Here is a 26,363-nt window from a genome sequence, read left to right on the forward strand (position 1 = left end):
TCGATTTCCTGTCAAGTTATCCTTGAGGCCTCTGGCTTGCATACTGTTCCCGACATTTGCCTAAAAAGGGTTCAGGCGCGCGGAACAATGACCGGCCCGCGGCGTTTGTTCCGGTCGAGGCGGGGTCCAGAATGGCGCAAAAGTTCAGACAACAGCGAGACTTGTTCGATAGCGAGCGCAGTTTCAGGCTGTTGGTTGAGGGGGTTGCGGACTACGCCCTTTATATGCTCGATCCCACCGGCGTCATCACCAGCTGGAACATCGGCGGCCAGCGCATCAAGGGCTATTCGCCCGAGGAAATCGTCGGCCAGCATTTTTCGCGCTTCTATACCGAAATCGATCGCGCCAGCGGCAAGCCCGCCCGTGCGCTCAAAATCGCGCGGGAACAGGGCCGCTACGAGGAGGAAGGCTGGCGCGTCCGCAAGGACGGCACCTTCTTCTGGGCGAGCGTCGTGATCGATCCGATCTACGAGAACGGCGAGCTCATCGGCTTTGCCAAGATCACCCGCGACATCACCGAACGCCGCAACGCCCAGCTCAAGCTCGAGGCGATGCAGAAGCAGCTCGCGGAGTCCCAGAAGTTCGACGCGCTCGGCCAGCTCACTGGCGGCGTCGCGCACGACTTCAACAACCTCTTGATGATCATCAGCGGCAGCCTTCACGTTCTCAAGCGGAGCGCCGAGCCCGACGCCAAGCTCGAGCGTGCGATTTCCGCGATCGACACGGCCACCAAGCGCGGCGCCGCCCTAACTGCCCAGCTCCTGACCTTCGCCCGGCGGCAGAGCGTCAATCCCCAGGCAATCCGTTTCGACGAGCGGATCGAGGCGATCCGCGAGGTGCTCCATGCCGGTCTCGGCAGCACCGTGCGGCTCGCCTTCGACATCGATCGGAGCGTCTGGCCGATCAAGGCCGACGTCTCCGAACTCGAGACCGGATTGCTCAATCTCGTGATCAATGCGCGCGACGCGATGCCTGACGGCGGCACCGTGACGATCGGCGCCCGCAATGCGGTGCTGTCCGAGCCGCTTCACGCCGGCGAGTTCGTGGCCATCAGCGTTGCCGACACCGGCCTCGGCATCCCCTCCGACGTGCTCGACAAGATCTTCGAGCCGTTCTTCACGACCAAGCCGGTCGGCAAGGGCACCGGGCTCGGCTTGTCCCAGGTGCACGGCTTTGCCCATCAGGCGGGCGGCACTGTGAAGGTGACCAGCGAACTCGGCAAGGGCACGACATTCACCATTTTCCTGCCGCGCGAGACGAGCGAACCACAACGCGAAGCCGCCACCGCGCCCTCGCGCGGCAGCGGCACCGTGCTTTTGGTCGAGGACAATCCGGACGTCGCGCTGGTCAGCATCGGGCTTCTGGAGCAGCTCGGCTATCAGGTGCGTCGCGTCTCGGATGCCGAGGAGGCACTGCGCGAGATTGAACTCGACGGCGTCGACTTCGTGTTCTCCGACATCGTGATGCCCGGCAAGATGGACGGGCTCACCCTCGCCCACCGCCTGCGTCAGCTCCGCCCCGGCCTGCCGATCCTGCTCGCGACCGGCTACAGCGACGCGGCCTCCGACGTGCGCGGTGATTTCCCGATCCTGCGCAAGCCCTACGAGATCCATGAGCTCAGCGACGCCATCGCCAAGCTGCCGCGGTGAACCTACATCGTCGGCAACACCGAAAACGCTTCCCCTGCCCGCCGCAGATTCAAATCGTCCTCATCTGCTGTTTCGCTGGTGACGTTATCGACGCGCGAGGACGGCGGACCATGCCGGCACAAGGCGACCATTTCGGCGACGCGGGTCGGCGCTCCCGCAAACAGCGCCTCCACGCTGCCGTCGCGCCGGTTGCGCACCCAACCTTCCAGTCCGCTCGCGCTCGCCTGGTATTCGACCCAGGCGCGATAGCCGACGCCTTGCACGCGGCCGCGGATCATGACCTGGAGGATGGCCCGGCTCATCTCTTCGACCCGAGGAAATCGGCACTGCGCGCTTTCACATCATCCTCGCGCATGATGCGGCCCGTCAGCTCCGACGATGCGAGGCCTTTGAGGTTTTTCGGCGGCGTGCCCTCGCGTAGCGCCTTCAGCGTGGCGTGGACGGCCTGCGCTGCCGCAACGATCGGTGCGTGGCCTTGCAGCGCGACGCGCACACGCTGGCCGACTAGATAGTCGAGCGCGTTCAGTTCGTCCGGCGCGCCGCCCAGCACGATCGGCAGACGCGTGGCGGCTGCGATCGCCTCGAGCTCGGCGCGCGACTCGATGCCGGTGAAGAACAAGGCATCGACGCCGGTGGCCTCATAGGCCTGCGCGCGCCTGATGGTGTCCTCGATCGAGGTGACTGCGGCGGCACCCGTGCGGCCCATGATGACCAGCGAGGGATCGCTGCGGCCACCGAGCGCCGCCTTCATCTTGCCGACGCCCTCTTCCAGCGAGATGAGCTGTGTCTTTGCTTCGCCAAACGCCTGCGGCAACAGTGTGTCCTCGATGGTGAGGCCGGCGCAGCCGGCGGCCTCGAGCTCTTGCACCGTGCGACGAACATTGAGCGCGTTGCCATAGCCGTGATCGGCATCGACCAGCACCGGCAGCGCGGAAGCCCGCGACATCCGCCGCATCTGCTCGGCAAGTTCGGTGAGGGTGATCAGTGCGATGTCGGGATCGCCGAGCACGGCGAGCGAGGCCACCGAGCCGCCGAACATGCCCATCTCGAAGCCGAGATCCTCGGCGAGCCGGATCGAGATCGCGTCATAGACCGAGCCGGGACGGATGCAGCCCTGCCCGGTGAGGATCGATCGCAGTTTTTCGCGGCGTTGGCGGAAGGCCATGGTTTCCTCGCTGCCAGTTCCTCATCCTGAGGAGCGCGGAACGCGCGTCTCGAAGGATGAAGGCCCGGCTCTTGGCCTCGCCCTTCGAGAGGCGCACGAAGAGCGCGCTCCTCAGGGTGAGGGTCTACCGCCGTGGCGTTGGCGGTCACGCAAACTCCAGGATCAGCGCGTCCACCGCGAGGGTGGCGCCAGCGCTGGCGTGAATCTTCTTCACCGTGCCGTCGCGCTCGGCGCGCAGCACGTTCTGCATCTTCATGGCTTCAACGACCGCAAGCGTCTCTCCGGCCTTGACCTCCTGCCCTTCGGCGACTGCGATTGAGACGACGAGCCCGGGCATCGGACAGAGCAGCTTCTTGCCCGTGTCGGAGGCCGTCGTCACCGGCATCAGCCGCGCCGAAGACGCTTCCGTCTCTGTCCAGACATAGACCGGCACCTCGACGCCCTGATGGGCGAGCCGAACGCCATTCGGAATGGGGCGCACCTGCACGGCGATGAAATGGCCGTCGATGGTGCCCTGCCAGACTGGCTCGCCCGGCTTCCACGGCGATTCCAGCAGATGGCCATTGCCCGCCTTGCCCTCGGCATCGAGGAAACGCACCGCGATCGCCTCGCCTTCGCGCGCGATCTCGAGTGCGATCTCCTCGCGGTCGAGCCAGACGGCGCGGCGGCGCTCGCGCTGCACGATGCGGCCGCCGAGCTGGCCGGAAATCTGGCGCTTGCGCTCGCCGAGCACGTGATCGATGGCGGCGCCGACGGCGGCGATCCGCCGCGCTATGTCGCCTTCAGGCACGCGCGCCGAGAAACCCTTCGGAAACTCCTCGGCGATGAAGCCGGTCGAGAGCCGTCCTTCGCGCCAGCGCGGATGGTTCATCAGCGCGGAGAGGAACGGAATGTTGTGGCGGATGCCGTCGACATAGAACGCGTCGAGCGCAGTCGCCTGCGCCTCGATCGCTGCGGCGCGCGAGGGCGCGTGGGTGACGAGCTTGGCGATCATCGGATCGTAGTGAATTGAGATCTCGCCGCCCTCCTGCACGCCGGTGTCGTTGCGCACGGTGATGCCGTCCTTGCTTAGCTCCGCCGGCGGGCGGTATTTCACGAGGCGGCCGATCGAGGGCAGGAAGTTGCGGAAAGGATCTTCGGCGTAAAGACGCGACTCCACCGCCCAGCCGGTCAGCGCGACGTCCTTCTGCGCGATGGCGAGCTTCTCGCCGGCAGCGACCCGGATCATCTGCTCGACGAGATCGATGCCGGTGACGAGCTCAGTCACGGGATGCTCGACCTGGAGGCGGGTGTTCATCTCGAGGAAATAGAAGCTCTTGTCCTGGCCCGCGACGAATTCGACCGTGCCGGCGGAATCATAATTCACCGCCTTCGCCAGCGCGACCGCCTGCTCGCCCATCTTGCGGCGTGTGGTCTCATCGAGCAGCGGCGACGGTGCCTCCTCGATGACCTTCTGGTTGCGACGCTGGATCGAGCATTCGCGCTCGCCGAGATAGATCACGTTGCCGTGCTTGTCGCCCAGCACCTGGATCTCGATGTGGCGGGGATCGACGATAAATTTTTCGACGAAGACGCGGTCGTCGCCGAACGAGGCCTTGGCTTCGGCTTTCGCCAGATTGAAGCCTTCGGCGACCTCGCTCTTCGAGTGCGCAATGCGCATGCCCTTGCCGCCACCGCCGGCGGACGCCTTGATCATCACGGGATAGCCGATCTCGTCGGCAATGCGCACCGCATGCTTGTCGTCTTCGATGACGCCGAGATAGCCGGGCACGGTCGAGACTTTTGCCTTGGCAGCCGCCTTCTTGGACTCGATCTTGTCGCCCATCGCCGCGATCGCGCCCGGGTTCGGGCCAATGAACACGATACCGGCTGCCTCCAGCGCACGCGGAAATGCCTCGCGCTCGGACAGGAAGCCGTAGCCGGGATGCACAGCCTGCGCGCCCGTCTTGCGACAGGCCTCCACGATCCTCTCGATCACCAGATAACTCTCGGCCGCGGCCGGCGGCCCGATCAGGACCGCCTCGTCGGCCATCTCGACATGCAGGGCATCACGGTCGGCCTCGGAATAGACCGCGACCGTCTCAATTCCCATCCGGCGGGCAGTCTTGATGACCCGGCAGGCGATTTCGCCGCGATTGGCGATCAGGATGCGTTTGAACATGCTTTTCTTGGTTCTTCGACCTTGGGCGGGACCCCTCCCTCACCCGTTCGGGCTGATGGGACAGGGCCGTGACATGTCCGTGGTACAGCAAAATGGGCCGGAGGCAACGGTCTAAATCCGCTCGCCGCCCTGGCGTACCAGCGATCCGTGCCTGCCCTTATCGCCTTCCCAAAGCCGGCCTTATCGATCCCTATCTGCTATCGACCTTTGCGGCGCCTCGCACCAATTCGTGGACAAAGCCCAACTTCCCGATCACAGCCGGTGACAGGATGAAGGGATAGAGGTCGCGGGCGCCCATCGCCCGGTTCACGCTGTTGATGGCAAAGGTGAAGGGCAGCCATGCATTGACGAGCTTCTCGACATTAGCCGCCACATAGGGGTTGAAGCGGATCCGCGCCGTCAGCTCGCCGTCCCGATCGATCCTGGGGCGCACCTCCATGCCGAACTCGGCAGCCATCTCGAGCGTGTCGACGATGTGGAGGTAGTGGGCCCAGGTCTCGGCGAAGTCCTCCCAGGGATGCGTGGTCGCATAGGCGGAGACGTAGTTCTGCTGCCAGTCCGGCGGCGGCCCCTCTGCATAGTGGCGCTGGAGCGCCTGCCCGTAGTCGATCTGTTCGTCGCCGAACGTCGCGCGGAATTCGCCGAGCTTGCCACCGTCGCGCACCAGCACGTCCCAAAAATAGTGCCCGACCTCGTGACGGAAATGCCCGAGCAGCGTGCGGTACGGCTCACCCATCTCGAGCCTGCGCCGCTCGCGTTCGATGTCATTGGCTTCGGTGAGCGCGATCGTGATAAGGCCGTTGTCATGGCCGGTCATGATCCGCTGGCCGCTGAAGGGATCATCGGCAAGGAAGTTGAAGATCAGCCCGTGCGCGGGATCTTCTGCCCGCGTCGTCAGCGGCAGCCTCCATCGCAGAATCGAATAGAACAGCCGGTGCTTGGCCACCTCGAGCTCGCGCCAGCCGGCAAGCTGCGTCCGATCGGACAGGTCGGGCACCGTGCCGTTGTGCCGGCAGGCGCGGCAGTAGAGATCGCTGCTGCCGGGCTCGGTCAGCCAGTTGCAGGCGTCGAACTGGGCATTGGCGCACAACAGGCGGCCCTTGCCCTTGTCAGCCAGCGTCGTCCAGGCCGTCCCGTCGGGCTCGATTGCGGAGAGCATCTCTTTCTCGGGAAGGAAGGCAACCCGGTGGCCGCAGCGTTCGCAGGCGCGGTTCTCGAAATAGAGGACGTTGCTGCATGCCTGGCAGACAAATAACTTCAAGGTTTACATCCCCCGGCAGGAATCTCTTGGGTCTATCTTGAACCTATTTCGAACCCATTCTGGGCTCGGCGACGACGCTTCGCGACGTTAATCGTTCCTGCGAACGGAACAAATTCCTCGGGCGTGACGTTGATCCTCCGTCCACACTTCTCCGACATCATTCGCCCCTTCATCGTTGCTATGGGTAGCCATCGCGCCCGGACTGTGTGAGAATTGCTCCGGCACGTGCATCACAGCGGCCGACCCCTTGAACGATCCTTTGCCCGAGACCATCGCCGCCGAAAGGCTGCGCCAGCATCTGGATGAGATCGCCCGCGAGCGCGACAACGCCTATCGCGCGTTGCAGGAGCGCGGGGCTGAGCTTGCGCGCATCCAGCGCATCGCCGGCGTCGGTGGCCTTGAGATCGATTTCCGTGATGGCGTCAGGAACCGCCGCACCCCCGAATATCTCCTGATCCACGGCCTTCCGCCGGAGGCCGCCAGCGAGACCTACGAAGACTGGGCTGGCCGCATCCATCCCGAGGACCGCGAGCGGACGGTCCAGCACCTCTTCGGCGTCCTCAAAAGCGAGAGCGAAGATTATTCGGACACCTACCGCATCACCCGCCCCAACGACGGCGAAGTGCGCTGGATCCGCGTCGTCGGCAAGATCGAGCGCGATGCGGACGGCCGCGCGGTGCGGCTGGTCGGCGCGGACCTCGACGTCACCGACCAGATGCTGGCGCAGGCGACCTTACGGGAAAGCGAGGAACGCTTCCGCCTGATCGCCGATAGCGCGCCGGTGCCGATCTGGGTCACCAAGCTCGACCGCAAGCGTTCTTTCGCCAACCAGGCCTATGTCGACTTCCTCGGCCTGCCCTTCGAGGAGGCGATCGATTTCGACTGGCGCAAGGTGCTGCACCCGGACGACCTGCCGCAGGTGCTCCAGCAATCCGTGCAGGGCGAGGCTTCGCTAAAACCCTTCGTGCTGGAAGCCCGTTACAGGCGCGCCGACGGCCAGTGGCGCTGGCTGCGCTCGGAATCCCAACCACGCTGGGACCCCAATGGCAAGCATATCGGCTTCATCGGCGTCGCCCACGACATCACCGCCGCCAAGCAGGCCGAGATCGAGCTCAGGCAGCTCAACGAAACGCTGGAAGAGCGCATCACCGAGCGCACCTCGCAGCTCGAAGCCAACGAGGCCCGGCTGCGTGCGATCCTGGAGACCAGCAACCAGTACCAGGGCCTGCTCAACCTCGAAGGTGACCTGCTCTACGCCAACACAACGGCGCTCGCGGGTATCCGCGCCGCTCCGCGAGACGTCATCGGAAAGCGGTTCTGGGAGACGCCGTGGTTCACCGCGACCGAAGGCATGTCGGCGATGGTCCGTAACGCCTTCGATACGGTCCTGACGGGCGAAGCGGTGCGGATGGAGATGCTGCTCCGTCTTCCCATCGGCGAACGCTGGTTCGATTTCAGCATCCGCCCCTTGCTCGACCAGCACGGCAAGATTTCCGGCGCCGTGCCCGAAGCCGTCGACATCACCGAGCGCCGCCGCGGCGAGGAGGCGCTGCGCCAGTCGCAGAAGATGGAGGCGATCGGCCAGCTCACCGGCGGCGTCGCGCATGATTTCAACAACCTCCTCACCATCATCCGCTCGGCCACCGACTTTTTGCGCCGGCGCGAGCTGCCGGAGGAACGACGGCGGCGCTACGTCGATGCGATCTCCGAGACGGTCGAGCGCGCCTCGAACCTGACGGCACAGCTGCTCGCCTTTGCGCGGAGGCAGCCTTTGAAGCCGCAGGTCTTCAACGTCGGCATGCAGGTCGAAAGCGTGGCGCAGCTGGTACGGCCGCTGGTCGGAGGCCGCATCGAGATCGCGGTCGACGTGCACGATCCAGACTGCTTTACCATCGCCGACATCGCGCAGTTCGAGACCGCGCTGATCAACCTCGCCATCAACGCACGCGATGCGATGAAGGACGAAGGGCGCCTGACGATCGCGGTCCGCAAGCTCAAGGGCATCCCTGCCTTGCGCGCACAATCCGCGCGCAGCGGCGATTTCGTTGCGATCTCGGTCCACGACACCGGCTCTGGTATCGCGCCGGAAAATCTCGAGGCGATCTTCGAGCCGTTCTTCACGACCAAGGAGGTCGGCAAAGGCACCGGGCTCGGCCTCAGCCAGGCCTTCGGCTTTGCCAAACAGTCCGAAGGCGACATCGCGGTCGAGAGTAGCGTCGGACAGGGCGCGACCTTCACGATCTACTTGCCGCAGGCGCCGAGCCCCACACTGGCCGCGGAAGGAGCGTCGCTGATGAGCGAACCCGCCGCCACGGGACGTGGCTATCGCGTGCTGGTGGTCGAGGACAATGACGACGTCGGCCGCTTCTCCACAGAACTGCTCGAAGACCTCGGCTATGTCGTACGCCGCGTCGCGAACGCCAATGCGGCGCTGGCCATCCTTGGCGAGAACGAATTCGCCGTCGATCTCGTGTTCTCCGACGTCATCATGCCCGGCATGAACGGCGTGGAGCTCGCCGGCGTGATCCGCGATCGCTATCCGGGCCTGCCGGTGGTGCTCACCTCCGGCTACAGCAACGTACTCGCCGAAAGCGCCCATCGCGGCTTCGAGCTGATCCAGAAGCCGTATTCAGTCGAGTCGCTGTCGCGCATCCTGCGCAAGGCGATGGCGGAAAAGGTCTCGGTGGCGAGGTGAGCAGAGGCCATCACACCCAGTCGTCATCCCGGACAAGCGCAGCGAAGCGGAGCGCAGATCCGGGATCCATAACCCCAGGGATTGTGGCGCGAGCTGGCAACCGCCAATCTTCGCCAAACTTAATCCTTGGGTTATGGGTCCCGGCCTACGCCGGGACGACGGCGCAGTATTTGGCTGCCTGCCCGCACAACGACAACTGAACGACAACGCATCAGGAATCCCCATGAAACCCGCCCTCCTCTCCGCCTGGCAGACCTGGGCGTTGCTCTCCGCCTGCTTTGCCGCGCTGACTGCGATCTTCGCCAAGGTCGGGGTGGAGAACATCAACCCGGATCTTGCAACCTTCATCCGCACCATCGTGGTGCTGCTCGCCTTCTCGGTGCTGTTGTTCCTCACCGGCCAATTCACCGCGCCGTCGGCGATCTCGTCAAAAACCTGGCTATTCCTGGTCCTGTCGGGACTCGCCACCGGCGCGTCCTGGCTTTGCTATTTTCGCGCGCTCAAGCTCGGGCCGGCAACGCTAGTGGCTCCGATCGACAAGCTCAGCGTCGTGCTGGTGGCGCTGTTCGCCTTCGCGTTTCTCGGCGAGCGCCCGACCGCGCAGGGCTGGATCGGCATCGCCATGATCGGCGCCGGCGCGGTGCTGCTGGCGGTCAAGTTGTAACAACGCGCTCGCGCTGATGTGAGCGAACCAATCTGCTCCGACATCGGTTTCTCGCAGGGCGAATTCTGCGCCTCGATCGAGATTCGCAATGTCGAAGCGCAGTTTGAGCGAAGAGGTGCAAGCCGGCCGCGCGCTGGACGCAGCGAATTTCTTCCTCGCCGATGTCCGCGACGGGCTTGGGCCCTATCTTGCCGTCTATCTGCTCACCGAGCAGCAATGGGACGAGGCGCGTATCGGCATCGTGATGTCAGTTGCGACAGTCGCCGGCATCGTGGCGCAGACGCCCGCCGGCGCGCTGGTCGACGCAACCAGGGCAAAACGGCTCGTGATGGTCGTTGCCGCGGTCGTCGTGACGGCATCCTCGCTCTTGCTTCCGGTGTGGCCAGGCTTCTGGGCGGTCGCGGTCTCACAAGGGCTGGCACACACGTCGGCGGTCGTGTTTCCGCCCGTGATCGCCGCCATCTCGCTCGGCGTCTTCGGCCACAGCGCGTTCACGGCGCGGATCGGGCGCAACGAGACCTTCAATCACGCGGGCAATGCGGTCGCCGCCGCCATCGCCGGCGTTGCAGCCTACTGGTTCGGACCAAGCGTCGTGTTCTATCTCCTTGGCGCCATGGCGCTCGCGAGCCTCGTCAGTATTCTCTGCATCCCGGAACGCGCCATCGACCACGATCTCGCACGCGGCCTACACAACAGCGAGGCTAGCGAAGCCCGCGAGCAACCCTCGGGTTTCAGCATCCTCCTCACCTGCCGGCCGCTCCTTATCTTCGCAATCTGCGTCACGCTGTTCCACCTTTCCAACGCGGCGATGTTGCCGCTCGTCGGCCAAAAGCTTGCCCTCGGCGACAAACACCTCGGCACCAGCCTGATGTCTGCCTGCATCGTGGCGGCGCAAATCGTGATGGTGCCGTTCGCGATGCTGGTCGGCGCGAGGGCCGATCGCTGGGGCCATAAGCGCTTCTTCCTTGGCGCTCTCCTGATCCTGCCCATTCGGGGCGCGCTCTATACCCTTTCCGACAACCCGATCTGGCTGGTCGGCGTGCAGCTTCTCGACGGCGTCGGCGCAGGCATCTTTGGTGCGATTTTCCCCGTCATCGTCGCCGACCTCATGCGCAACACTGGCCGCTTCAACGTCGCGCAGGGCGCCATCATCACCGCACAAAGCATCGGCGCGGCCCTGTCCACGACGCTGGCCGGCCTGGTCGTGGTCGGCGTCGGCTATAGTGCGGCTTTTCTCACCCTCGGCGCCGTCGCCGCAATCGGCGCCATAATCTGCTTCGTCGCCCTCCCCGAGACGCGGTGTCCACAGTCGCGTCCGCAGGGGAAGACAGCGCAGCCGGCTTCGGCTATCGCTGCACAATAACCATCGAACGAGGACCACATTGCCGATCGCGCCGCATGCCGCCTATTGGGCCTGGAGCATCATCGTGCTTGCGACCGCAGGCGTCATCTTCCGTCCCTTTCGTCTGCCCGAGGCGATCTGGGCCGTGGCGGGCGCCCTGGCGCTGGTGCTGTTCGGTTTCCTGAGCTGGGACGACGCGCTGACCGGCGTCGAAAAGGGCGTCGACGTCTATCTGTTCCTGATCGGCATGATGCTGATCGCCGAGCTCGCCCGGCTCGAGGGCCTATTCGACTACCTTGCGGCGCTCGCCGTCGAATATGCCCGGGGCTCGCCGCAGCGGTTGTTTCTGCTGATCTACCTCGTCGGCACGCTGGTCACGGTCTTCCTGTCGAACGACGCGACCGCGATCGTATTGACGCCGGCGGTCTACGCAGCGACACGCGCGGCCGGCGCCCAGCCGCTGCCTTACCTGTTCGTCTGCGCCTTCATTGCCAACGCCGCGAGCTTCGTGCTGCCGATCTCGAACCCCGCCAACCTCGTGGTGTTCGGCGCGCACATGCCGCATCTGGCCGAATGGCTCCGCCTCTTCGCGCTGCCCTCGCTCGCCTCGATCGTGCTCACCTACGTCGTTCTCCGCCTCACCCAGCATCGCGCGCTGAAGGAGGAGGCCATCGAGCACAAGGTGGCACACAAGAAGCTCAGCCGTGGCGGCAAGCTGACCGCGATCGGCATTGTCGCGATCGGCATCGTGCTGATCACGGCCTCCGCGCTTGACAAGCAACTGGGCCTGCCCACCTTCATCTGCGGCGCGGTGACGACCGGCCTCGTCCTGCTGCTCAGCCGTCAGTCGCCCCTGCCGGTGCTGAAGCACGTGTCATGGAGCGTGCTGCCGCTGGTCGGCGGACTCTTCGTGATGGTGGAGGCGCTGATCAAGACCGGCGTGATCGGCCATCTCAGCGCGCTCCTGCATGAGGCTGTCGGACAATCCGTGCCCAAGGCCGCCTGGAGCGTCGGGATTGCGACCGCGATCGCCACCAACATCGCCAACAACCTGCCGGTCGGGCTCGTCGCCGGATCGATCGTCGCCAGCGACCACCTGCCGACATCGGTCGTCAGCGCCATCCTGATCGGCGTCGACCTGGGGCCGAATTTCTCGATCACCGGCTCGCTCGCCACCATCCTGTGGCTGGTCGCCCTGCGCCGCGAGAAGATTGAGGTCGGCGCCTGGCCGTTCCTCAAGCTGGGCCTGCTCGTCACGCCACCGGCCCTGATCGCGGCGCTCGCGGCCGCGATCAGGTGAGCGTGGTCAGTCATTATCGCAGCCCCGAAGCATGACGAGATCAGGTTCGGCACGGCCCTCGACACAAAAGTCGAAAACAACCCCATGCAAAGTAGCCGACGATCGTCGCGCCACGCCGTACGTATTTTCCGAAATAATTTGACACGTCGGGCAAATCAGAGGCACTATGCCATCATCGACGCAAGACACGACGGCTCGCCTGGGCTGAGCCGCCAGTATCCCAGCGTGCCGTTGCTTGAGTAGTCCTTCAGTCGTTGTCGTAACCATAGACCTCCGGCAGGATGAAGATCGCAGCGAGCAGACCGATCAGTGGGAAGATCGCGACGAACAGCGTGGCATTCGCCTGCCCGATCGCCGAGAACAGCGCGGGGAAGAGGAAGATTGCCAGGAACGATGGCAGCTTCACAAACATGTAGGCGAAGCCGCTCGCGGTGCCGCGATACTTCGGCTTGGCGACCATGGTCGGGATCGTCATGCAGTTCGAGGCATCCCAGTAATGACCCCAGAGCATGGCGGCCGCGGCGAACGGCAGCAGGATCTTGTTGTCGGTGTACAACGCAAAGGCCGCGACCAGCAGCGAGGCCAGGACGATGGAGAAACCAGCGATCGCGATGCCGCGATGGCCGAGCTTCGGCGTCAACAGCGGTCCGACCCAGCCGGACAGCGCGGCGAAGCAGAACAGCGCCATCGTCACCAGATTGTTGCCGAGGACGCTGGACACACCGACCATCACGAACAGCACCGGCAGGTAGAACGCGAAGGTCGAGAACTCGCTGCCTTGCGCGAAGCAGGCAATCCAGCCGTAGATCGTGGCGCGCCAGCGGATCGGATCCTTCTTGAGATCGGCGAGGAACGCGCGGGTGCTGACCTTCGGCACCTCCACGTCCTGATCCGGCAGCATCGCGAGATTGTCGTTGAACATCTCGCGGGCAACCTGCTTGGCTTCGCGGTAGCGTCCCTTCTGCACCAGCCACACCGCCGTCTCCGGCACGTCGTGCCGCATGATCAGGATGATCAGCGCGGGAAACGCACCGAGCCCGAGCGTCACGCGCCACAGCGTCTCGTGCTGCATGTCGATCAGGAGGAAGAGGACAATGACACCGATGGTGAGGACTTCACCAACTGCGAACATGAACTGCCAGCGGTTGCCCATGACCTCGCGCTCGCCCTTGGCCATGGATTCCATGATGTAGGTGTAGCCGGTCGAGATATCGGAGCCGAGCGGGATGCCGAGCAGGAAACGGATCACGACGAGCCAGCCGACGCTCGGCACGAAGGCCTGGGCCAGCGCCAACACGATGAACATCACCATCGTGACCAGGAACATCACGCGGCGGCCGATCTTGTCGGACATCCAGCCGCCGAGCAGTGCTCCGATCAGGGCGCCGCCTTGCGTGCCTGCGGCGGCGAGACCGAGCATCAAGGGATCGGGATTGTATTGCTCGCGGATGAAGATCAGCACGAAAGCGATCGAATAGAGATCCCAGGCTTCGACCAGGATCGAAGCCATCATCAGCCAGCCGACCTTGTTCCCCTTGGGACTGTAGTTGGTGATGAGGTAGCGGACCGCGGCCTCGCTCGCGGTCGGTTGTGGCATGGCCATCGTTGACATTTGTTTCTCCCTGTTCCCTAGAGTTGATGGGATCGATTTGGCGGCAGACTCGCTGCACCTCTCCCGCTTGCGGGGGAGGTCGGCGCGTGCAAACGCGCCGGGTGGGGGCTCTCTCCACACGGGGAGTATCTCCATCGCGGAGACACCCCCACCCCAGCCCTCCCCCGCAAGCGGGAGAGGGAGCGGACTTTCTCCGTGGTCGCAGTCAGACCCAATCTCATCGCCTTACGTGCCGAGCAGCGGCTCGATGCTGCAATCGAGCAACCGCGGATCGATTCCCGCCTCCATCCCGCCGAACATCGCATTCATGAAGTCGATCAGCGCGTCGCTGGCCTCCACCGCCGCTTCAACGCGGCGATTGGCGATGGCGTTCAAGATGTCGAGATGGCGGTCGATGGTGCCGGACAGGTCGGTCTGCCCCGGCATGTGGCGGTGATGGATGAAACCGATGCGACGATAGAGCGTGTGCAGCGGCCGCATCGTATGCGCGAGGAACGGCTCGCCGCCAGCCTCCAGGATCAGCGCGTCGATGCGGCGGTCGAGACTGTTGAACTCGTCCAGCGTCAGCTTGGCCCGACGCTCGCGCAGCACGCGTTCGATATGCAGGGCCTGGTTGCGATGCGACAGGCTGGCGCGATCGGCCGCGAGGCGGATCACGAAGCGCTCCATGTCGCGGCGAAGGCCCAGCAGCATGCGCTCGCGCGCCAGATCGATCGGCGCGACCTGCAAGCCATGACGCGGGCGAATGATGATCAGCGTGTCGGCGGCAAGCGTGTTGACGGCGTGGTGCACCGGCGTGCGGCCAAAGCCCGTGATGTGCTGCAATTCGAGCATGGTCAGGAACTGACCCGGCCTCAGCTCGCAATTGACGAGCAGATCCTCGATCTTCTGATAGGCCAGCTCGACGAAATTGACGCGGTTGCGCCGGCCGATTGCGCCTTCCCGCTCCGGATTGACCAGCTCGAGCGCGCGTTTGCGCCGCACCATGTTTTCCTCCCATCGACCCCGCCTCGTCCCCGGGTGAGATCGCGTCTTGTTTGTGACATGCATAAAACATGTTGTGATATATTACAAGTGGGCGTATGACAGCGCACCAAGCTGCGGGGCAACCGTGGCAGGAGACCAAGGAAGAACAACAAGACGCGCTACTGCGCCGTTGGACGGGAGGATGTTGCCGTGAAGATCACGTCGATCGAGACGTTGCGCACCGAGGAATTCGCCAATGTGATCTGGGTGCGCGTCCACACCGATGCCGGCGTCATCGGCTTGGGCGAGACCTTCTATGGCGCAGGCGCCGTCGAAGCGCAGATCCACGACACCTTTGCCGGCCGCCTGCTCGGCCGCAATCCCCTCCATATCGAGGCGATCCATCGCGACATGCTCAATCTGCCGATGGCGCAGTCCTCGACCGGCGTCGAATATCGCGCGGCCTCCGCGATCGACATCGCGCTGTGGGACCTCTTCGGCAAGGTCTGCGGTCAGCCCGTGCACCAGATGCTCGGCGGCCTCTGCCGCGACAAGCAGCGCATCTACAACACCTGCGCCGGCACCAAATATGTCCGCTCCACCAACATCCGCCCGGTCTCGAACTGGAATCTCGGCGAGGTGCAAAGCCCCTATGAGGACCTCGACGCCTTCATGAACCGCGCCGATGCGCTGGCCGAAAGCCTTTTGGAAAGCGGCATCTCGGCCATGAAGATCTGGCCGTTCGATCCCGCGGCGCAGGAGAACAATGGCCTCTTCATCACCGCGGCCCAGATGAAGAAGGCGATCGAGCCATTCGAGAAGATCCGCAAAGCCGTTGGCGACAAGATGGAGATCATGGTCGAGCTCCATTCGCTCTGGAATCTGCCGACCGCAAAACAGATCGCGCGGGCGCTCGAGCCGTACAAGCCGACCTGGTACGAGGATCCGATCCGGATGAACTCGCCGCAGGCGCTCGCCGAATATGCGCGCTCGACCGACGTCTGGGTCTGCGCCAGCGAGACGCTCGGCTCGCGCTTCCCCTACAAGGACATGCTCGACCGCGACGCCATGCATGTGGTGATGGCGGATTTGTGCTGGACCGGCGGCCTCACCGAGGGCCGCAAGATCGCTGCGATGGCGGAGACCTATCACCGCCCCTTTGCACCGCATGATTGCATCGGCCCGGTCGGCTTCATCGCCGCGATCCACATGTCGTTCAGCCAGCCCAATACGCTGATCCAGGAATCTGTGCGCGCCTTCTACAAAGGCTGGTACAATGAACTCGTCACCATGATGCCTGTGATCAAGGACGGCTATGTCTTCCCGATGGAAGGGCCAGGACTTGGCGTCGACCTCCTACCTGCGGTATTCGACCGGTCGGATCTCACCGTGCGCCGCTCCAACATTTGAGGAATTTTAGATGAGCACTACCCTGTTCGATCTCTCCGGCCGCACCGCGCTCGTCACCGGCTCCTCCCGCGGGCTCGGCCGCGCGATCGCGGAGGGCCTGGCGAAGGCCGGCGCCAAGCTGATCATCAACGGCGTCGATCCGAAGCGTGTCGAGCAGGCGGTCGCCGAGTTTCGCGCCGCCGGGCACAAGGCTGAAGGCGCCGCCTTCAACGTCACCGATGAGCCCGCGATCGTCGCCAGTTTCGAGCGCTTCGATCGCGAGGGGCTCGCGGTCGACATCCTCGTCAACAATGCCGGCATCCAGCACCGCAAGCCGCTGGTCGAGTTCACCACCGACGAATGGCGCAAGGTGATCGAGACGGACCTGACCAGCGCCTTCGTGATCGGCCGCGAAGCCGCCAAGCGGATGATCCCGCGCAAACACGGCAAGATCATCAACATCGGATCGCTCGGCAGCGAGCTGGCGCGACCGACGATCGCGCCCTACACCGCGGCCAAGGGCGGCATCAAGAACCTCACCCGCTCGATGGCGGTGGAATGGGCCCAGCATGGCATCCAGGCCAACGCGATCGGTCCGGGCTACATGCTGACTGACATGAACGAGGCGCTGGTCAACAATGCTGATTTCAACAATTGGCTGATGGGGCGCATCCCCTCCAAGCGCTGGGGCAAGCCCGACGAGCTGGTGGGCGCCGCGGTCTTCCTCGCCTCCGACGCATCGACTTACGTCAACGGCCAGATCATCTATGTCGATGGCGGCATGATCGCCGCGATGTGATCGCGCCCCGCAACTGAACGAGCTGGAGGAGTACCCATGCGCGCCGTCGTCATTCACGCACCGAAGGACCTGCGGATCGACAGCTTTGCCGATCCGGCGCCCGGCCCCGGTGAAGTCCGTGTGAAGATCGCCAATGGCGGCATCTGCGGCTCCGACCTGCACTACTATCACCATGGCGGCTTCGGCACCGTGCGAATCCAACAGCCGATGGCGCTGGGCCACGAGATTGCCGGCGTCGTTGCCGCAGTCGGTGAAGGCGTCTCGCGTGTGAAGCCCGGCACGCGGGTCGCGGTCAATCCGAGCAAGCCGTGCGGCCAGTGCCTGCATTGCCAGGAAGGCATGCGCAACCAGTGCCTCGACATGCGCTTCATGGGCAGCGCGATGCGCAATCCCCACGTCCAGGGCGGCTTCCGTGAATACGTCACCGTCGACGCCGCGCAAGCCGTGCCGATCGCCGAAAAGCTGTCGCTTGCTGAAGCCGCGATGGCCGAGCCGCTTGCCGTGTGCCTGCATGCCGGCAAGCAGGCCGGTCCCCTCCTCGGCAAGCGTGTCCTGATCACCGGCTGCGGCCCGATCGGTGCGCTGATGATCTTGGTATCGCGCTTTGGTGGCGCCGCCGAGATCGTGGTCACGGACGTGGCCGACGCGCCGCTGGCGGTCGCCAGGAAGCTCGGTGCCACCCATGCCATCAACGTTGCGAACAACGCCGCGGCGCTCGATCCGTGGCGCGCCGGCAAGGGCGTGTTCGACACGCTGTTCGAGGCGTCCGGCAACCAGGCGGCGCTGCGCACCGCGCTCGACCTGCTTCGCCCCGGCGCGACCATCGTGCAGCTCGGACTCGGCGGCGAGATGACGCTGCCGATCAATTCCATCGTCGCCAAGGAGCTGCAGCTCCGCGGCACCTTCCGCTTCGATCCGGAGTTCGAGCTGGCGGTGCGGCTGATGGGCGAAGGCCTGATCGACGTGAAGCCGCTGATCTCGGCCTCGCTGCCGTTCGAGAACGCGGTCGCCGCCTTCGAGCTCGCCAGCGACCGGTCCCAGTCGATGAAGGTGCAGCTGACTTTCTGAGGCGCCCGGCGACTACTGGCCCTCGATCAGGCGATCACTGACCAGCCGCACGGCGCCGCGGTTCCAGGAATAGTCGGCGCCCATGCGCAAGCCGCTGTCGCCGCGCGCGACGACAGCGCCGGTCCTGACGTCCCGGACCTGGAATCCAATCGTATACTCGGTGCGGCTGACGCGCCGTACCACGCCGATCAGTGACTGGTCCGCCCCGAGCTTCCCGGCGATTTCTGCGTCACAGCCGCCGCAGTCGCGCAGCGCGTGGCGCGCAGCCGCCTCCCCGCTCGCGCCACTGACGTCGACCAGGCGGTAGCGGCCGGATTGCGCGAGGCGATCGCGCACGCCGTTCGTGACCTCGGCCAGATGCGCGGTGTCGGACTCGCTCAGGCCCGCTGACGGTGCGGCCGTGGTGTCCTCGAGCTCGAAAGCGAACACGGCAAGCGCTATCGGCGCGGGCTGCGCGAGCGCTGCAATCACCTCGCGGGAGACGAACGCCTCGGCGCGATCCCAGGCTTCGTCGTTGTCGCCGCGGAACGTGTAGAGCTTCTCGAACAGCACCTTTTTGGCGCCGATATCGATCACCGCCACCCTCGCCCACTGCACCAGCGTGCTCGTCTTCTGGACGCCGCCGACCACCCTGAATTTTGCATCGGCCTGTCCGGCGGGCGCGAGCTGATAGCGTTTGTCCGCCTCGACATCCCGCCGCAGCGCGACCATGAAGGCGCCGAGCCGCTTCTCGTGGGCGGCGGTCTGGTCGACCGGCTCGCCAGACGTATCGAGATAGCCGAAGTCCTCGATGATCACACCGACCGGCGCTGCCATAGCCGCCTCGGTGCCCGCACTTGCCGGTCGGACACCCAGCAGCACAGCGATCAGAAGAGCTGAAAGGATCAACCGGGAGAGGTGCATGAACGGGCCTCGCGTCATGGAGCGGACCAGCGATGTTAGGCCGGCAACCTCAGGCGATGCAGCGGCGCCCATCCCGGCCGATGCCGGGAAAATTTCACGACGTTGCACCGCGGTAACGTGTAGCGCTTTTCGCCGCTGGCGTTCTGCCGTTTAATGCGGACGGGACAATACCGTCCGCGCCAGGTGCCCGCCGATGTGGAACCGCCCGAGATTCGATCTCAAGGTCCGTCTGACGTTGCGCGTAGCCGCCGTATCGGCCGCGTGCTTCGCAGCGATCTCCGCCTATTTCCTCATTACGGCCGACCGCGCGGTGCATGCGCGCATCGACGGGATCGCCGCCATCGTGGCGAAGACGCTGGAGCTGCAACAGGGCAAGACCCAGTGGGTGAATAGCCCGCGCTCGGACTTTCCGAACCTCGACCCCGTCTCGGCCTTCGTAATGACGCCCGGCCTGTGTCTCGCATTCCGTGGAGCGAACGGAGAGATGCTCCAGCGATTCTGTAGCGGCGCGCCGAACCCGGCGAGCGTGCCGCCGCAGGCGTTCGCGGCTTTCTATCGCAACGTATTCGACCCGGGCCGCGAAGCGGCACGGCCTGTGATCGCGCGGGGAGCGAAACTCGGTGACGCCGTGGTCTGGTTTGATCCGGCGGTGCAGACCGCGGAGGCCTGGCACGAGGCTGGTCGCCTGATGACCGTGCTTGCAATCACGCTGCCGCTGCTCTGTGCCCTGGTCTACGCAGCTCTGGCGCGCGCGCTGCGTCCGACTCAGGTCGTTCGCGCCGGCCTCGAGCGCATCGCCGCCAACGACCTCGACGCACGGCTGCCGCCCTTCGACCTTGCGGAGCTCTCCGCCGTCCGCGACGTCTTCAATCATCTTGCTGCGAGTCTTGCCACAGCGCTGTCCGAGCGCAGCGAACTGACGCGCAGGCTGATCGCGCTCCAGGACGAGGAGCGCCGCCATCTCGCGCGCGAGCTGCACGACGAGTTCGGCCAGTCGCTCGCCGCAATCCGCGCGCTCGCCGCATCCGCCCGTCAGACCGCGGCGCAGGACTGCCCCGCCTTGCTGGGAGAGTGCGACAGCATTGCCCGGACCACGACCGACATGATGGAGACGCTGCGCGGCGCGCTGTTCCGCCTGCGCCCGCCCGATGTCGACGAGCTCGGCCTCGTCACGAGCCTCGAAGGCCTGGTGTCCGGATGGAACGGCCGCAGCCGCGGCCGGCCGCGCTTCGATATCCGCTTCGAGGGCAACTTCGAGAGCCTCCCCGCTTCCATCAGCGCCAATCTCTACCGCATCGTGCAGGAGGCGCTCACCAACGCGGCCAAGCACGCCGGCGCCACGAAGGTCAGCCTGCATCTGGCGATGGGCGCAAACGAGATCGCGCTCGCCATCGACGACGACGGCCGGCCGAGCGATGCCGCCGTCAAATCCGGCATGGGCCTGCTCGGCATGCGCGAGCGCGTCGCGGCGATGCGCGGCCGGCTCAGCTTCACGGCCGGACCGGACGGCGGCTCCGCCTTGCGCGTCGCGATTCCGGTCATGCCTGCCGACGCGCAGCTCGAAGCTCTGGAGGATGCGGCATGAGCGAGGCCGACTGGGCCATCATGTTGGTCGACGACCACGCCGTCGTCCGCGAGGGCTATCGCTCCGTCCTGCAGAAGCAGCCGGGACTGCGCGTCGTCGCCGAGGCCTCCGACGGCGCGGAAGCCTATCGGCTGTTCAAGGAAAGCCCGCCTGATCTCATCATCATGGATCTGAGCATGCCGGGGATCGGCGGCCTCGAGGCCATCAGGCGGATCAGGCAGTGGGACAAGGCCGCAAAAATCCTCGTCTTCACCATGCATCAGAACGCCGGCTTCGCCGTGCAGGCGATCCGCGCCGGCGCGAGGGGCTATGTCACCAAGACCAGCCCGCCGGAGACGCTGGTGCGCGCGGTGATGGACGTGCTCGCGGGGCGGGTCGCGATCAGCCCCGACATCGACCACGAGCTCGCGCTGAGCCGGCTTGCCGGCGAGAGCTCGGCGACCGACGTCCTCACGGCGCGCGAATTTGAGGTGCTGAGGCTTCTGCTCGCCGAACGCTCAACCGAGGAGATCGCCGAGACGCTGCACGTCAGTCCCAAGACGGTCGCGAACCTGCACTCCCTGATCAAGGGCAAGCTCGGCGTCGAGTCGGATATCGAGCTCGTCAGGCTGGCGCTGCGCCAGGGCATTTTGACCCAGATCGATCTCGGCGAGGTCTGAACCGTCGCGGCTCAAACGAGGTAGCGCGTCAGATAGCCTTCCATCGCATAGAGCGCGCACAGCGCAAGGCTCGACCACACCGCGGCGCTGAAATAGAGCGCCATCCAGGCAAGCTCGCCCTTCCAATGCGCGACGTCATGCGTCACGACCCAGCGGGTGGCGACGTCATGAAGGCCTTCGAGCAAGCCGAGCAGCCTGCCGCCCTCGGGATGCCCCGCCCGCCAGCGGCTGAGATACATCGGCACGTCGACGGTGACGAGGAAGGCGAGGAAGCAGGCGATGCCGATGATGCCCGCGAGCAGCGCCCAGCGCACCGATCCCTGGAATTCCGGCATCAGCCGACACAGCGCGATGCCCGCCAGGAAGAACGTCACCGCCCACAGCGAGTTCTCGATCGCGTTGTAGAGATAGTTGGTGGTTACAACTGCGTACCAGGAGAAGCACTCGGCGATGATGATCACGGGCACGATGATCCACGCGATGTTCACCGCGGTCTCCGCCCCCGTCATGCCGCCGAGCTGATGCAGGATAATGGCCCATTGCGCGGCGAAGCAGACTTCGGCCACGGTCGCGACCGAACGGCCGACAAACACGCTCGAAAGCCAGGTGTCGAACAGGCAGATGCGCTGCACGTCGGCGCGCGGCAGGAACGAACGGAACGCGCAGCCGAACACATAGCCGGCGCAGAGCAAGAACATCAGCCCGATGTTGGAGCCGCCGCCGACGCTGTCGGTCGGAGTCGGATAGAACTCGCGGTACAGCATGAACCAGACGAAAATGTTGACGCTGCTGACAAGCGTCAGGCCCCCCCACCACCACGCCAGAGGATTCGACCGCGCCTGCCACTGCAACATAAATCGCTCCACATAAGTCGATTTGACATCTAGCGGTAGCAATTCTGTCATAAAGCGGTAACGTGAGGCGACAAAAATCTGCGTGACGGCACTGTCATAATTGCGCTGTGCGCTGTCACAATTCACGACAGCGATGCGCTCTCGCCGGGGGCACCTCTTTCGAAGCACCCCCCGACTGACAGCGCTCAGCCCTTCAGGCTGGCCACATACGCTGCAAGCTTGTCCAGCGTCTGGTAGCCTAGCTCGACGGCGCCGAAGCCGATCACGGTCTCGCGCTGCGCGGCCGTCGGGTGCAGTTGCCGCAGCGTCAGCACGGTCTTGTCACCATGGGCATCGAAGGTGACCGTCATGCGGAACATGCCGGGGTCCTCGTCCTTGTCCGCGCCGTGATCGACCTCGATCAGCCGCGGCTTGTCGATGCGCAGGAAGCGCATGCGGTTCGGATAGACCGTGCCGTCAGGTGCGATCATGTCGAAGCGCCAGACCCCGCCGACGCGAACGTCGATCTCCTTGCTTTCGATCCGGAAGCCCGCCGGTCCAAACCATTGCGGCAGATGCCTTGGGTCGGACCACGCCTCGAACACCAGCTCGCGCGGCGCGTCGATGACACGCGACAGCACGATCTCACGATCGAGCGACCATTGCGATAGAGCTGGGTTGGCTGAGCTAGTCATTACGCGAAACCTTTCCCTTGGTTGTCGGCGACGGGCGCTTGCCGCCCCGCCCCTTCCTGGTCGTCTTCAACGTCATCACATAGGCCTCGAACCGGTCGAGGCGCGCTTCCCAGATCGCCCGCTGCTGCTGGAGCCAATCCTCCGCGCCCGCCATTGCCTCCGGCCGCAGCCGGCAGGTGCGCACGCGTCCGGACTTTTCGGACACGACGAGGCCACTCTCCTCGAGCACGCGGATGTGCTTCATGAAGCTCGGCAGCGCCATTGCGAAGGGATCGGCGAGCTCGCCGACCGACGCCTTGCCGGCGCACAGCCGCATGACGATCGCCCTGCGCGTGGGGTCCGAGAGCGCGCCGAAGACCTGGTCGAGTCGAGACAATTGGTTAGCCATGTGGATAACTATAGATCAAACGCCGACCGGCGTCAATTATTGTTAGCCGCCCGGCTTACTTTCTCACCACAGTCGCGGAACCCTTCCCCGCGCAATCGTGAATTGGGAGGCGCGACATTTGCCGATAAGAGTGAAGCGGGGGCGATTCGAACTGATCATCAGACCGCGTGCACTCTCCTGTTCACTCACCGCGCCCTGCCATCAGCCGGCGGTCCCTTGCCAAGGCCGCGCTGCTGCCATTCGCATTTGGATTCGCCCGCCTCGGCCACGCGGACTCCGACATGATACCTATGTTGCGGGACATCGTGGCGACTGAGCTCGCGTCGACGGCGACGCCGGATCATCCCGGTGGCCTTTCCGCCGCGCTCTATGCGGGCGGTCACGTCGACTTCTTCAACTACGGCCTCGCCGACGACGCCACCAGGCGTCCGATCACATCGGACACGCTGTTCAACCTCGCATCCCTGCGAAAGACCTTTGAGGCGACGCTGGTCGCGCTCGGGGTGCGCCGCGGCGAATTGCGGCTCGACGAGCGCGTGGCGATGTACCTGCCCGAACTCGACAGCGACTACATCCGCCGCGTCACGGTCGGCGAACTCGTCACGCATACGTCTGGATTGTTGCTGCCGACGGATCATCCGCCGTGGCCGAACGAGTCGTTCGGCTTTGCACAGTTCCTCGACATGCTCAACGCCTGGACGCCACCAGAGGGCATCGAGCCCGGCAAGCAGCGCATCTACACCCATGCCGGTTATGTGTTGCTCCAGCTCGTGCTCGAGCGCCGCTATCGTATCCCGGTCTCCGAGTTGATCGCAAACCGCATCCTGAAGCCGCTCGGCATGAGCTCGACATTCGTGCCGGAACGCGCGTCCGACAATCGCGCGATGCTGAGTGATGCGCAGATGGCGCGCGCCGTGCAGGGCTATTCCGATCAGGGCACGCCGATCGGTGCGCCCGGCAATCAGCAGAGCTATTTCGACTTTCCGGGCACTGGCCAGATGTTCTCGTCGGCGCGCGATCTCTCGATCTTCGTCGCGGCCTGCGCGGACGGCAGGTCGATCGAGCCCGAGCTGCGCGAGGCCATCCGGATGACGCAGCACGAGAGTTTTCGCGTCGACGAGAAATTCGGCCAGGCCATGGCCTGGGAAACCGTGCATCTCGATGGTGTGACGGTCCTCGACAAGCCGGGCGGCCTCAACAACGCCTCGGGCTATATCGGCCTCGTGCCCACGCGCAGGCTCGGTATCGTCCTGCTCGCCAATCGGGGCGAGTATCCGCATGAGATCGCGCGCTACAAAATTCTACCCACACTGGCGCGGCTGGTCTCGGGGCGGTGAGGCGCCGGGCGCACACGAAAAAAGCCCCGGCTGAGCCGGGGCTTTCATCAGATCTGCCCGTGTGGACGTTCAGTACCTCGCGACGACCGGGCCGCCGAACTTGTAGTTCACGCCGACGCGGACGATGTTCGATTTGAGATCGACCGAGTGGGTGAAGGTCTGGGTGGGCATCGGAAAGGCGGCGCCACCGAAGCCGAGTGCGCTGAGATTGCTGCTGGTCATGCTGGCGCGACCGAGGTCGACGTAGAGATATTCGGCCTTGAGTGACCAACCATTGCCGACCGCGTACTCGCCGCCGAGACCCGCGGTCCAGCCGACGCGCGTGTCGCGGATCGCGCCGGATTCGGTCGCGGACGCGAACGTGTCGGTGAAGGAGAAATTGGCCTTGACGTCGGCGATCGCGGCGCCGCCGGTGGCGTAGATCAGCCAGTTCGGCGTGGCGAGGAAGCCGATGCGACCGCGAATGGTGGCAAGCCAGTCGGAAGAGACCGATGAATTGATCGTGAAGCTGGTCGGGGCGCAGCAAGGATAAAACGCGGTGCCGCTCGAGCTGCCCTTGAAGCCGAAATAGTTGATGTCGCCTTCGAGGCCGAACACCGCACTGTTGACTTGCCAGTTGTAGCCGGCCGTGAAGCCGCCGGTTACACTGGAGCTGTTGATGTGCTGCGCGCCTACGGTGCCGATGGCAGTCACGCTCGAATCCGCGAAGTAATCGGCCACCGGGAATAGGGTCGTCGTGCTCGGGTCCGAGCTGCCCCACTGCCCGCCGACATTGCCGCCGATGTAGAAGCCCGTCCAGTTGTAAACCGGCGCCATCACGGGCGCCTTGGTGTAGCTCGGCGCGAGGTCGGCCGCGAACGCGGACGCGGTTCCAAACAGGGCCAGCGAAAGCGCCAGGGCAATTCTCTTCATTTCAATCTCCAGCTCTTCACGCGAGCGATGCGCGTCCCGAAGCATCCGGGCATCCGGCCGGAAGCGTCCGGCGCAGGATCGGGAATAATCTCCGCACGCGTTGCCGTCTTGTTCTGAGGCGCACTTCGCTTGGACTGGGACGAACTCATGGGATCATTGCGCGATGGGTGTTGCCGATCAGGCACATTCCAGTGCAACCCACGCCAATCGCACCACGCCTGCAGCGACAATCCCGTGCAGGTTCGAATTGGCTCGAGGCGCCCTCGGCCTCACACCGACCGTGTCAGCCCGCCATCGACGCGAATATTCTGCCCGGTGATGTAGGCGGCGCCATCGGAGGCGAGGAACGAGATCGTCGCGGCGATCTCCTCGACCTTGCCATAGCGCTTCATCGGCACGCTCTCGCGGCGCGCGTCCGTCGCCGGCAGGCTGTCGATCCAGCCCGGCAGCACGTTGTTCATGCGGATGTTGTCGGGAGCGTAGGTATCGGTAAAGATCTTCGTGAAGGCGGCAAGGCCGGCGCGGAACACCGCGGAGGTCGGAAACATCGCGCTTGGCTCGAACGCCCAGGCAGTCGAGATGTTGATGATCGCGCCCTGCTTCTGCGCCTGCATGATCGGCGTGACCAGCCGCGTCGGGCGGACCACGTTCAGGAGGTAGGTGTCCATGCCGGTGTGCCACTGCTCGTCCGTGATCTCGACGATCGGCGCGCGCGGCCCGTGGCCGGCGCTGTTGACGAGCACGTCGATGCGACCCCACTTTGCCATGGCGCCATCGACCAGGCGCTTGAGATCGTCGTTGGACTTGTTCGAACCGGTGATGCCGAGCCCGCCGAGCTCGTTCGCAAGAGCCTCGCCCTTGCCGGACGAGGACAGGATCGCAACGCGAAACCCGTCGGCAGCAAGCCGCCGTGCAGCGCCCGCCCCCATGCCGCTGCCGCCTGCGGTGACGAGTGCGACTCTCTCTGCTGCCATGTTGAT

Annotated in this window: 23 protein-coding genes; 11 read left to right on the forward strand and 12 right to left on the reverse strand. The window is 64.9% G+C overall.

All coding sequences use genetic code 11. The features are described 5' to 3' along the window. Nucleotides 1-131 precede the first annotated feature (131 nt). The gene (locus SO140_RS10050) at nucleotides 132-1,649 is read left to right on the forward strand and encodes a PAS domain-containing hybrid sensor histidine kinase/response regulator family protein (protein ID WP_449378088.1); all 1,518 of its coding nucleotides are present in this window, start codon (nucleotides 132-134) and stop codon (nucleotides 1,647-1,649) included. A 2-nt stretch (nucleotides 1,650-1,651) separates the two neighbouring features. On the opposite strand, the gene SO140_RS10055 is transcribed toward SO140_RS10050, so the two are convergent. The 4 genes from SO140_RS10055 to SO140_RS10070 all read right to left on the reverse strand — a co-directional run bounded on the left by SO140_RS10055 (nucleotide 1,652) and on the right by SO140_RS10070 (nucleotide 6,236). Beyond that, entirely contained in the window at nucleotides 1,652-1,951 is a 300-nt protein-coding gene (locus SO140_RS10055) for an acylphosphatase (RefSeq protein WP_449378087.1), read from the reverse strand. Continuing rightward, on the reverse strand, nucleotides 1,948-2,814 hold the full coding sequence (locus SO140_RS10060) for an isocitrate lyase/PEP mutase family protein (RefSeq protein ID WP_449378086.1): 867 nt from the start codon (nucleotides 2,812-2,814) through the stop codon (nucleotides 1,948-1,950). The genes SO140_RS10055 and SO140_RS10060 overlap by 4 nt, the downstream gene beginning before the upstream one ends. Nucleotides 2,815-2,959: 145 nt before the next feature. Beyond that, nucleotides 2,960-4,975: an acetyl-CoA carboxylase biotin carboxylase subunit gene (locus SO140_RS10065; RefSeq protein WP_449378085.1), complete on the reverse strand. Its 2,016-nt coding sequence runs from the start codon at nucleotides 4,973-4,975 to the stop codon at nucleotides 2,960-2,962. Nucleotides 4,976-5,165: 190 nt separating this feature from the next. After that, complete coding sequence (locus SO140_RS10070) at nucleotides 5,166-6,236, reverse strand: zinc-binding metallopeptidase family protein (protein WP_449378084.1); 1,071 nt, start codon at nucleotides 6,234-6,236, stop codon at nucleotides 5,166-5,168. A gap of 229 nt (nucleotides 6,237-6,465) precedes the next feature. Here SO140_RS10070 and SO140_RS10075 point away from each other — a divergent pair, with 229 nt between their 5' ends. From SO140_RS10075 to SO140_RS10090, 4 genes are all read left to right on the forward strand, one after another. Further along, nucleotides 6,466-8,931, forward strand: coding sequence for a PAS domain S-box protein (locus tag SO140_RS10075; protein ID WP_449378132.1), 2,466 nt, complete (start codon nucleotides 6,466-6,468; stop codon nucleotides 8,929-8,931). 223 nt (nucleotides 8,932-9,154) lie between these two features. Beyond that, on the forward strand, nucleotides 9,155-9,595 hold the full coding sequence (locus tag SO140_RS10080; RefSeq protein WP_449378083.1) for an EamA family transporter: 441 nt from the start codon (nucleotides 9,155-9,157) through the stop codon (nucleotides 9,593-9,595). Nucleotides 9,596-9,683: 88 nt separating this feature from the next. Continuing rightward, nucleotides 9,684-10,958, forward strand: coding sequence for an MFS transporter (locus tag SO140_RS10085; RefSeq protein ID WP_449378082.1), 1,275 nt, complete (start codon nucleotides 9,684-9,686; stop codon nucleotides 10,956-10,958). Between the two features lie 25 nt (nucleotides 10,959-10,983). Continuing rightward, nucleotides 10,984-12,237, forward strand: a complete 1,254-nt coding sequence (locus SO140_RS10090; RefSeq protein WP_449378131.1) for an arsenic transporter — start codon at nucleotides 10,984-10,986, stop codon at nucleotides 12,235-12,237. Between the two features lie 247 nt (nucleotides 12,238-12,484). Here the strand turns inward: SO140_RS10090 and SO140_RS10095 are convergent, their stop codons facing one another. Next, nucleotides 12,485-13,849 carry an MFS transporter gene (locus tag SO140_RS10095; RefSeq protein WP_449378081.1) on the reverse strand — a complete coding sequence of 455 codons (1,365 nt, stop codon included), beginning with the start codon at nucleotides 13,847-13,849 and terminating at the stop codon, nucleotides 12,485-12,487. A gap of 225 nt (nucleotides 13,850-14,074) precedes the next feature. Then, on the reverse strand, nucleotides 14,075-14,836 hold the full coding sequence (locus SO140_RS10100) for a GntR family transcriptional regulator (RefSeq protein ID WP_449378080.1): 762 nt from the start codon (nucleotides 14,834-14,836) through the stop codon (nucleotides 14,075-14,077). A 189-nt stretch (nucleotides 14,837-15,025) separates the two neighbouring features. Here SO140_RS10100 and SO140_RS10105 point away from each other — a divergent pair, with 189 nt between their 5' ends. From SO140_RS10105 to SO140_RS10115, 3 genes are read left to right on the forward strand one after another with little or no spacing between them, the layout of a single operon-like run. Continuing rightward, nucleotides 15,026-16,225, forward strand: a complete 1,200-nt coding sequence (locus tag SO140_RS10105) for a mandelate racemase/muconate lactonizing enzyme family protein (RefSeq protein WP_449378079.1) — start codon at nucleotides 15,026-15,028, stop codon at nucleotides 16,223-16,225. A 10-nt stretch (nucleotides 16,226-16,235) separates the two neighbouring features. Continuing rightward, complete coding sequence (locus SO140_RS10110; protein ID WP_449378078.1) at nucleotides 16,236-17,003, forward strand: SDR family oxidoreductase; 768 nt, start codon at nucleotides 16,236-16,238, stop codon at nucleotides 17,001-17,003. Between the two features lie 36 nt (nucleotides 17,004-17,039). Continuing rightward, entirely contained in the window at nucleotides 17,040-18,071 is a 1,032-nt protein-coding gene (locus tag SO140_RS10115) for an L-idonate 5-dehydrogenase (protein ID WP_449378077.1), read from the forward strand. A 12-nt stretch (nucleotides 18,072-18,083) separates the two neighbouring features. Here SO140_RS10115 and SO140_RS10120 read toward each other — a convergent pair whose 3' ends face one another. After that, a complete protein-coding gene (locus tag SO140_RS10120; RefSeq protein ID WP_449378076.1) occupies nucleotides 18,084-18,974 on the reverse strand; it encodes a DUF3280 domain-containing protein in 891 nt (296 codons plus the stop codon). 193 nt (nucleotides 18,975-19,167) lie between these two features. On the opposite strand from SO140_RS10120, the gene SO140_RS10125 reads away from it, so the two are divergent. Further along, entirely contained in the window at nucleotides 19,168-20,559 is a 1,392-nt protein-coding gene (locus SO140_RS10125; protein ID WP_449378075.1) for a sensor histidine kinase, read from the forward strand. After that, nucleotides 20,556-21,218, forward strand: a complete 663-nt coding sequence (locus SO140_RS10130) for a response regulator (RefSeq protein WP_449378074.1) — start codon at nucleotides 20,556-20,558, stop codon at nucleotides 21,216-21,218. Before SO140_RS10125 ends, SO140_RS10130 begins: the two co-directional genes overlap by 4 nt. An 11-nt stretch (nucleotides 21,219-21,229) precedes the next feature. Here SO140_RS10130 and SO140_RS10135 read toward each other — a convergent pair whose 3' ends face one another. The 3 genes from SO140_RS10135 to SO140_RS10145 all read right to left on the reverse strand — a co-directional run bounded on the left by SO140_RS10135 (nucleotide 21,230) and on the right by SO140_RS10145 (nucleotide 23,134). Beyond that, nucleotides 21,230-22,072, reverse strand: coding sequence for a hypothetical protein (locus SO140_RS10135; protein ID WP_449378073.1), 843 nt, complete (start codon nucleotides 22,070-22,072; stop codon nucleotides 21,230-21,232). Nucleotides 22,073-22,257: 185 nt separating this feature from the next. Next, the gene (locus tag SO140_RS10140) at nucleotides 22,258-22,746 is read right to left on the reverse strand and encodes an SRPBCC family protein (protein WP_449378072.1); all 489 of its coding nucleotides are present in this window, start codon (nucleotides 22,744-22,746) and stop codon (nucleotides 22,258-22,260) included. Then, nucleotides 22,739-23,134 (reverse strand): ArsR/SmtB family transcription factor, encoded by a 396-nt coding sequence (locus tag SO140_RS10145; protein WP_449378071.1) that lies wholly within the window; start codon nucleotides 23,132-23,134, stop codon nucleotides 22,739-22,741. Before SO140_RS10145 ends, SO140_RS10140 begins: the two co-directional genes overlap by 8 nt. Before the next feature lie 281 nt (nucleotides 23,135-23,415). Here SO140_RS10145 and SO140_RS10150 point away from each other — a divergent pair, with 281 nt between their 5' ends. Beyond that, nucleotides 23,416-24,471 carry a serine hydrolase gene (locus tag SO140_RS10150; RefSeq protein ID WP_449378070.1) on the forward strand — a complete coding sequence of 352 codons (1,056 nt, stop codon included), beginning with the start codon at nucleotides 23,416-23,418 and terminating at the stop codon, nucleotides 24,469-24,471. Between the two features lie 69 nt (nucleotides 24,472-24,540). On the opposite strand, the gene SO140_RS10155 is transcribed toward SO140_RS10150, so the two are convergent. Further along, nucleotides 24,541-25,383, reverse strand: coding sequence for an outer membrane protein (locus tag SO140_RS10155; RefSeq protein WP_449378069.1), 843 nt, complete (start codon nucleotides 25,381-25,383; stop codon nucleotides 24,541-24,543). A gap of 269 nt (nucleotides 25,384-25,652) precedes the next feature. Continuing rightward, nucleotides 25,653-26,357 carry an SDR family oxidoreductase gene (locus tag SO140_RS10160; protein WP_449378068.1) on the reverse strand — a complete coding sequence of 235 codons (705 nt, stop codon included), beginning with the start codon at nucleotides 26,355-26,357 and terminating at the stop codon, nucleotides 25,653-25,655. Between the last annotated feature and the right edge of the window lie 6 nt (nucleotides 26,358-26,363).

It is taken from the genome of Bradyrhizobium sp. UFLA05-108, from assembly GCF_059803455.1.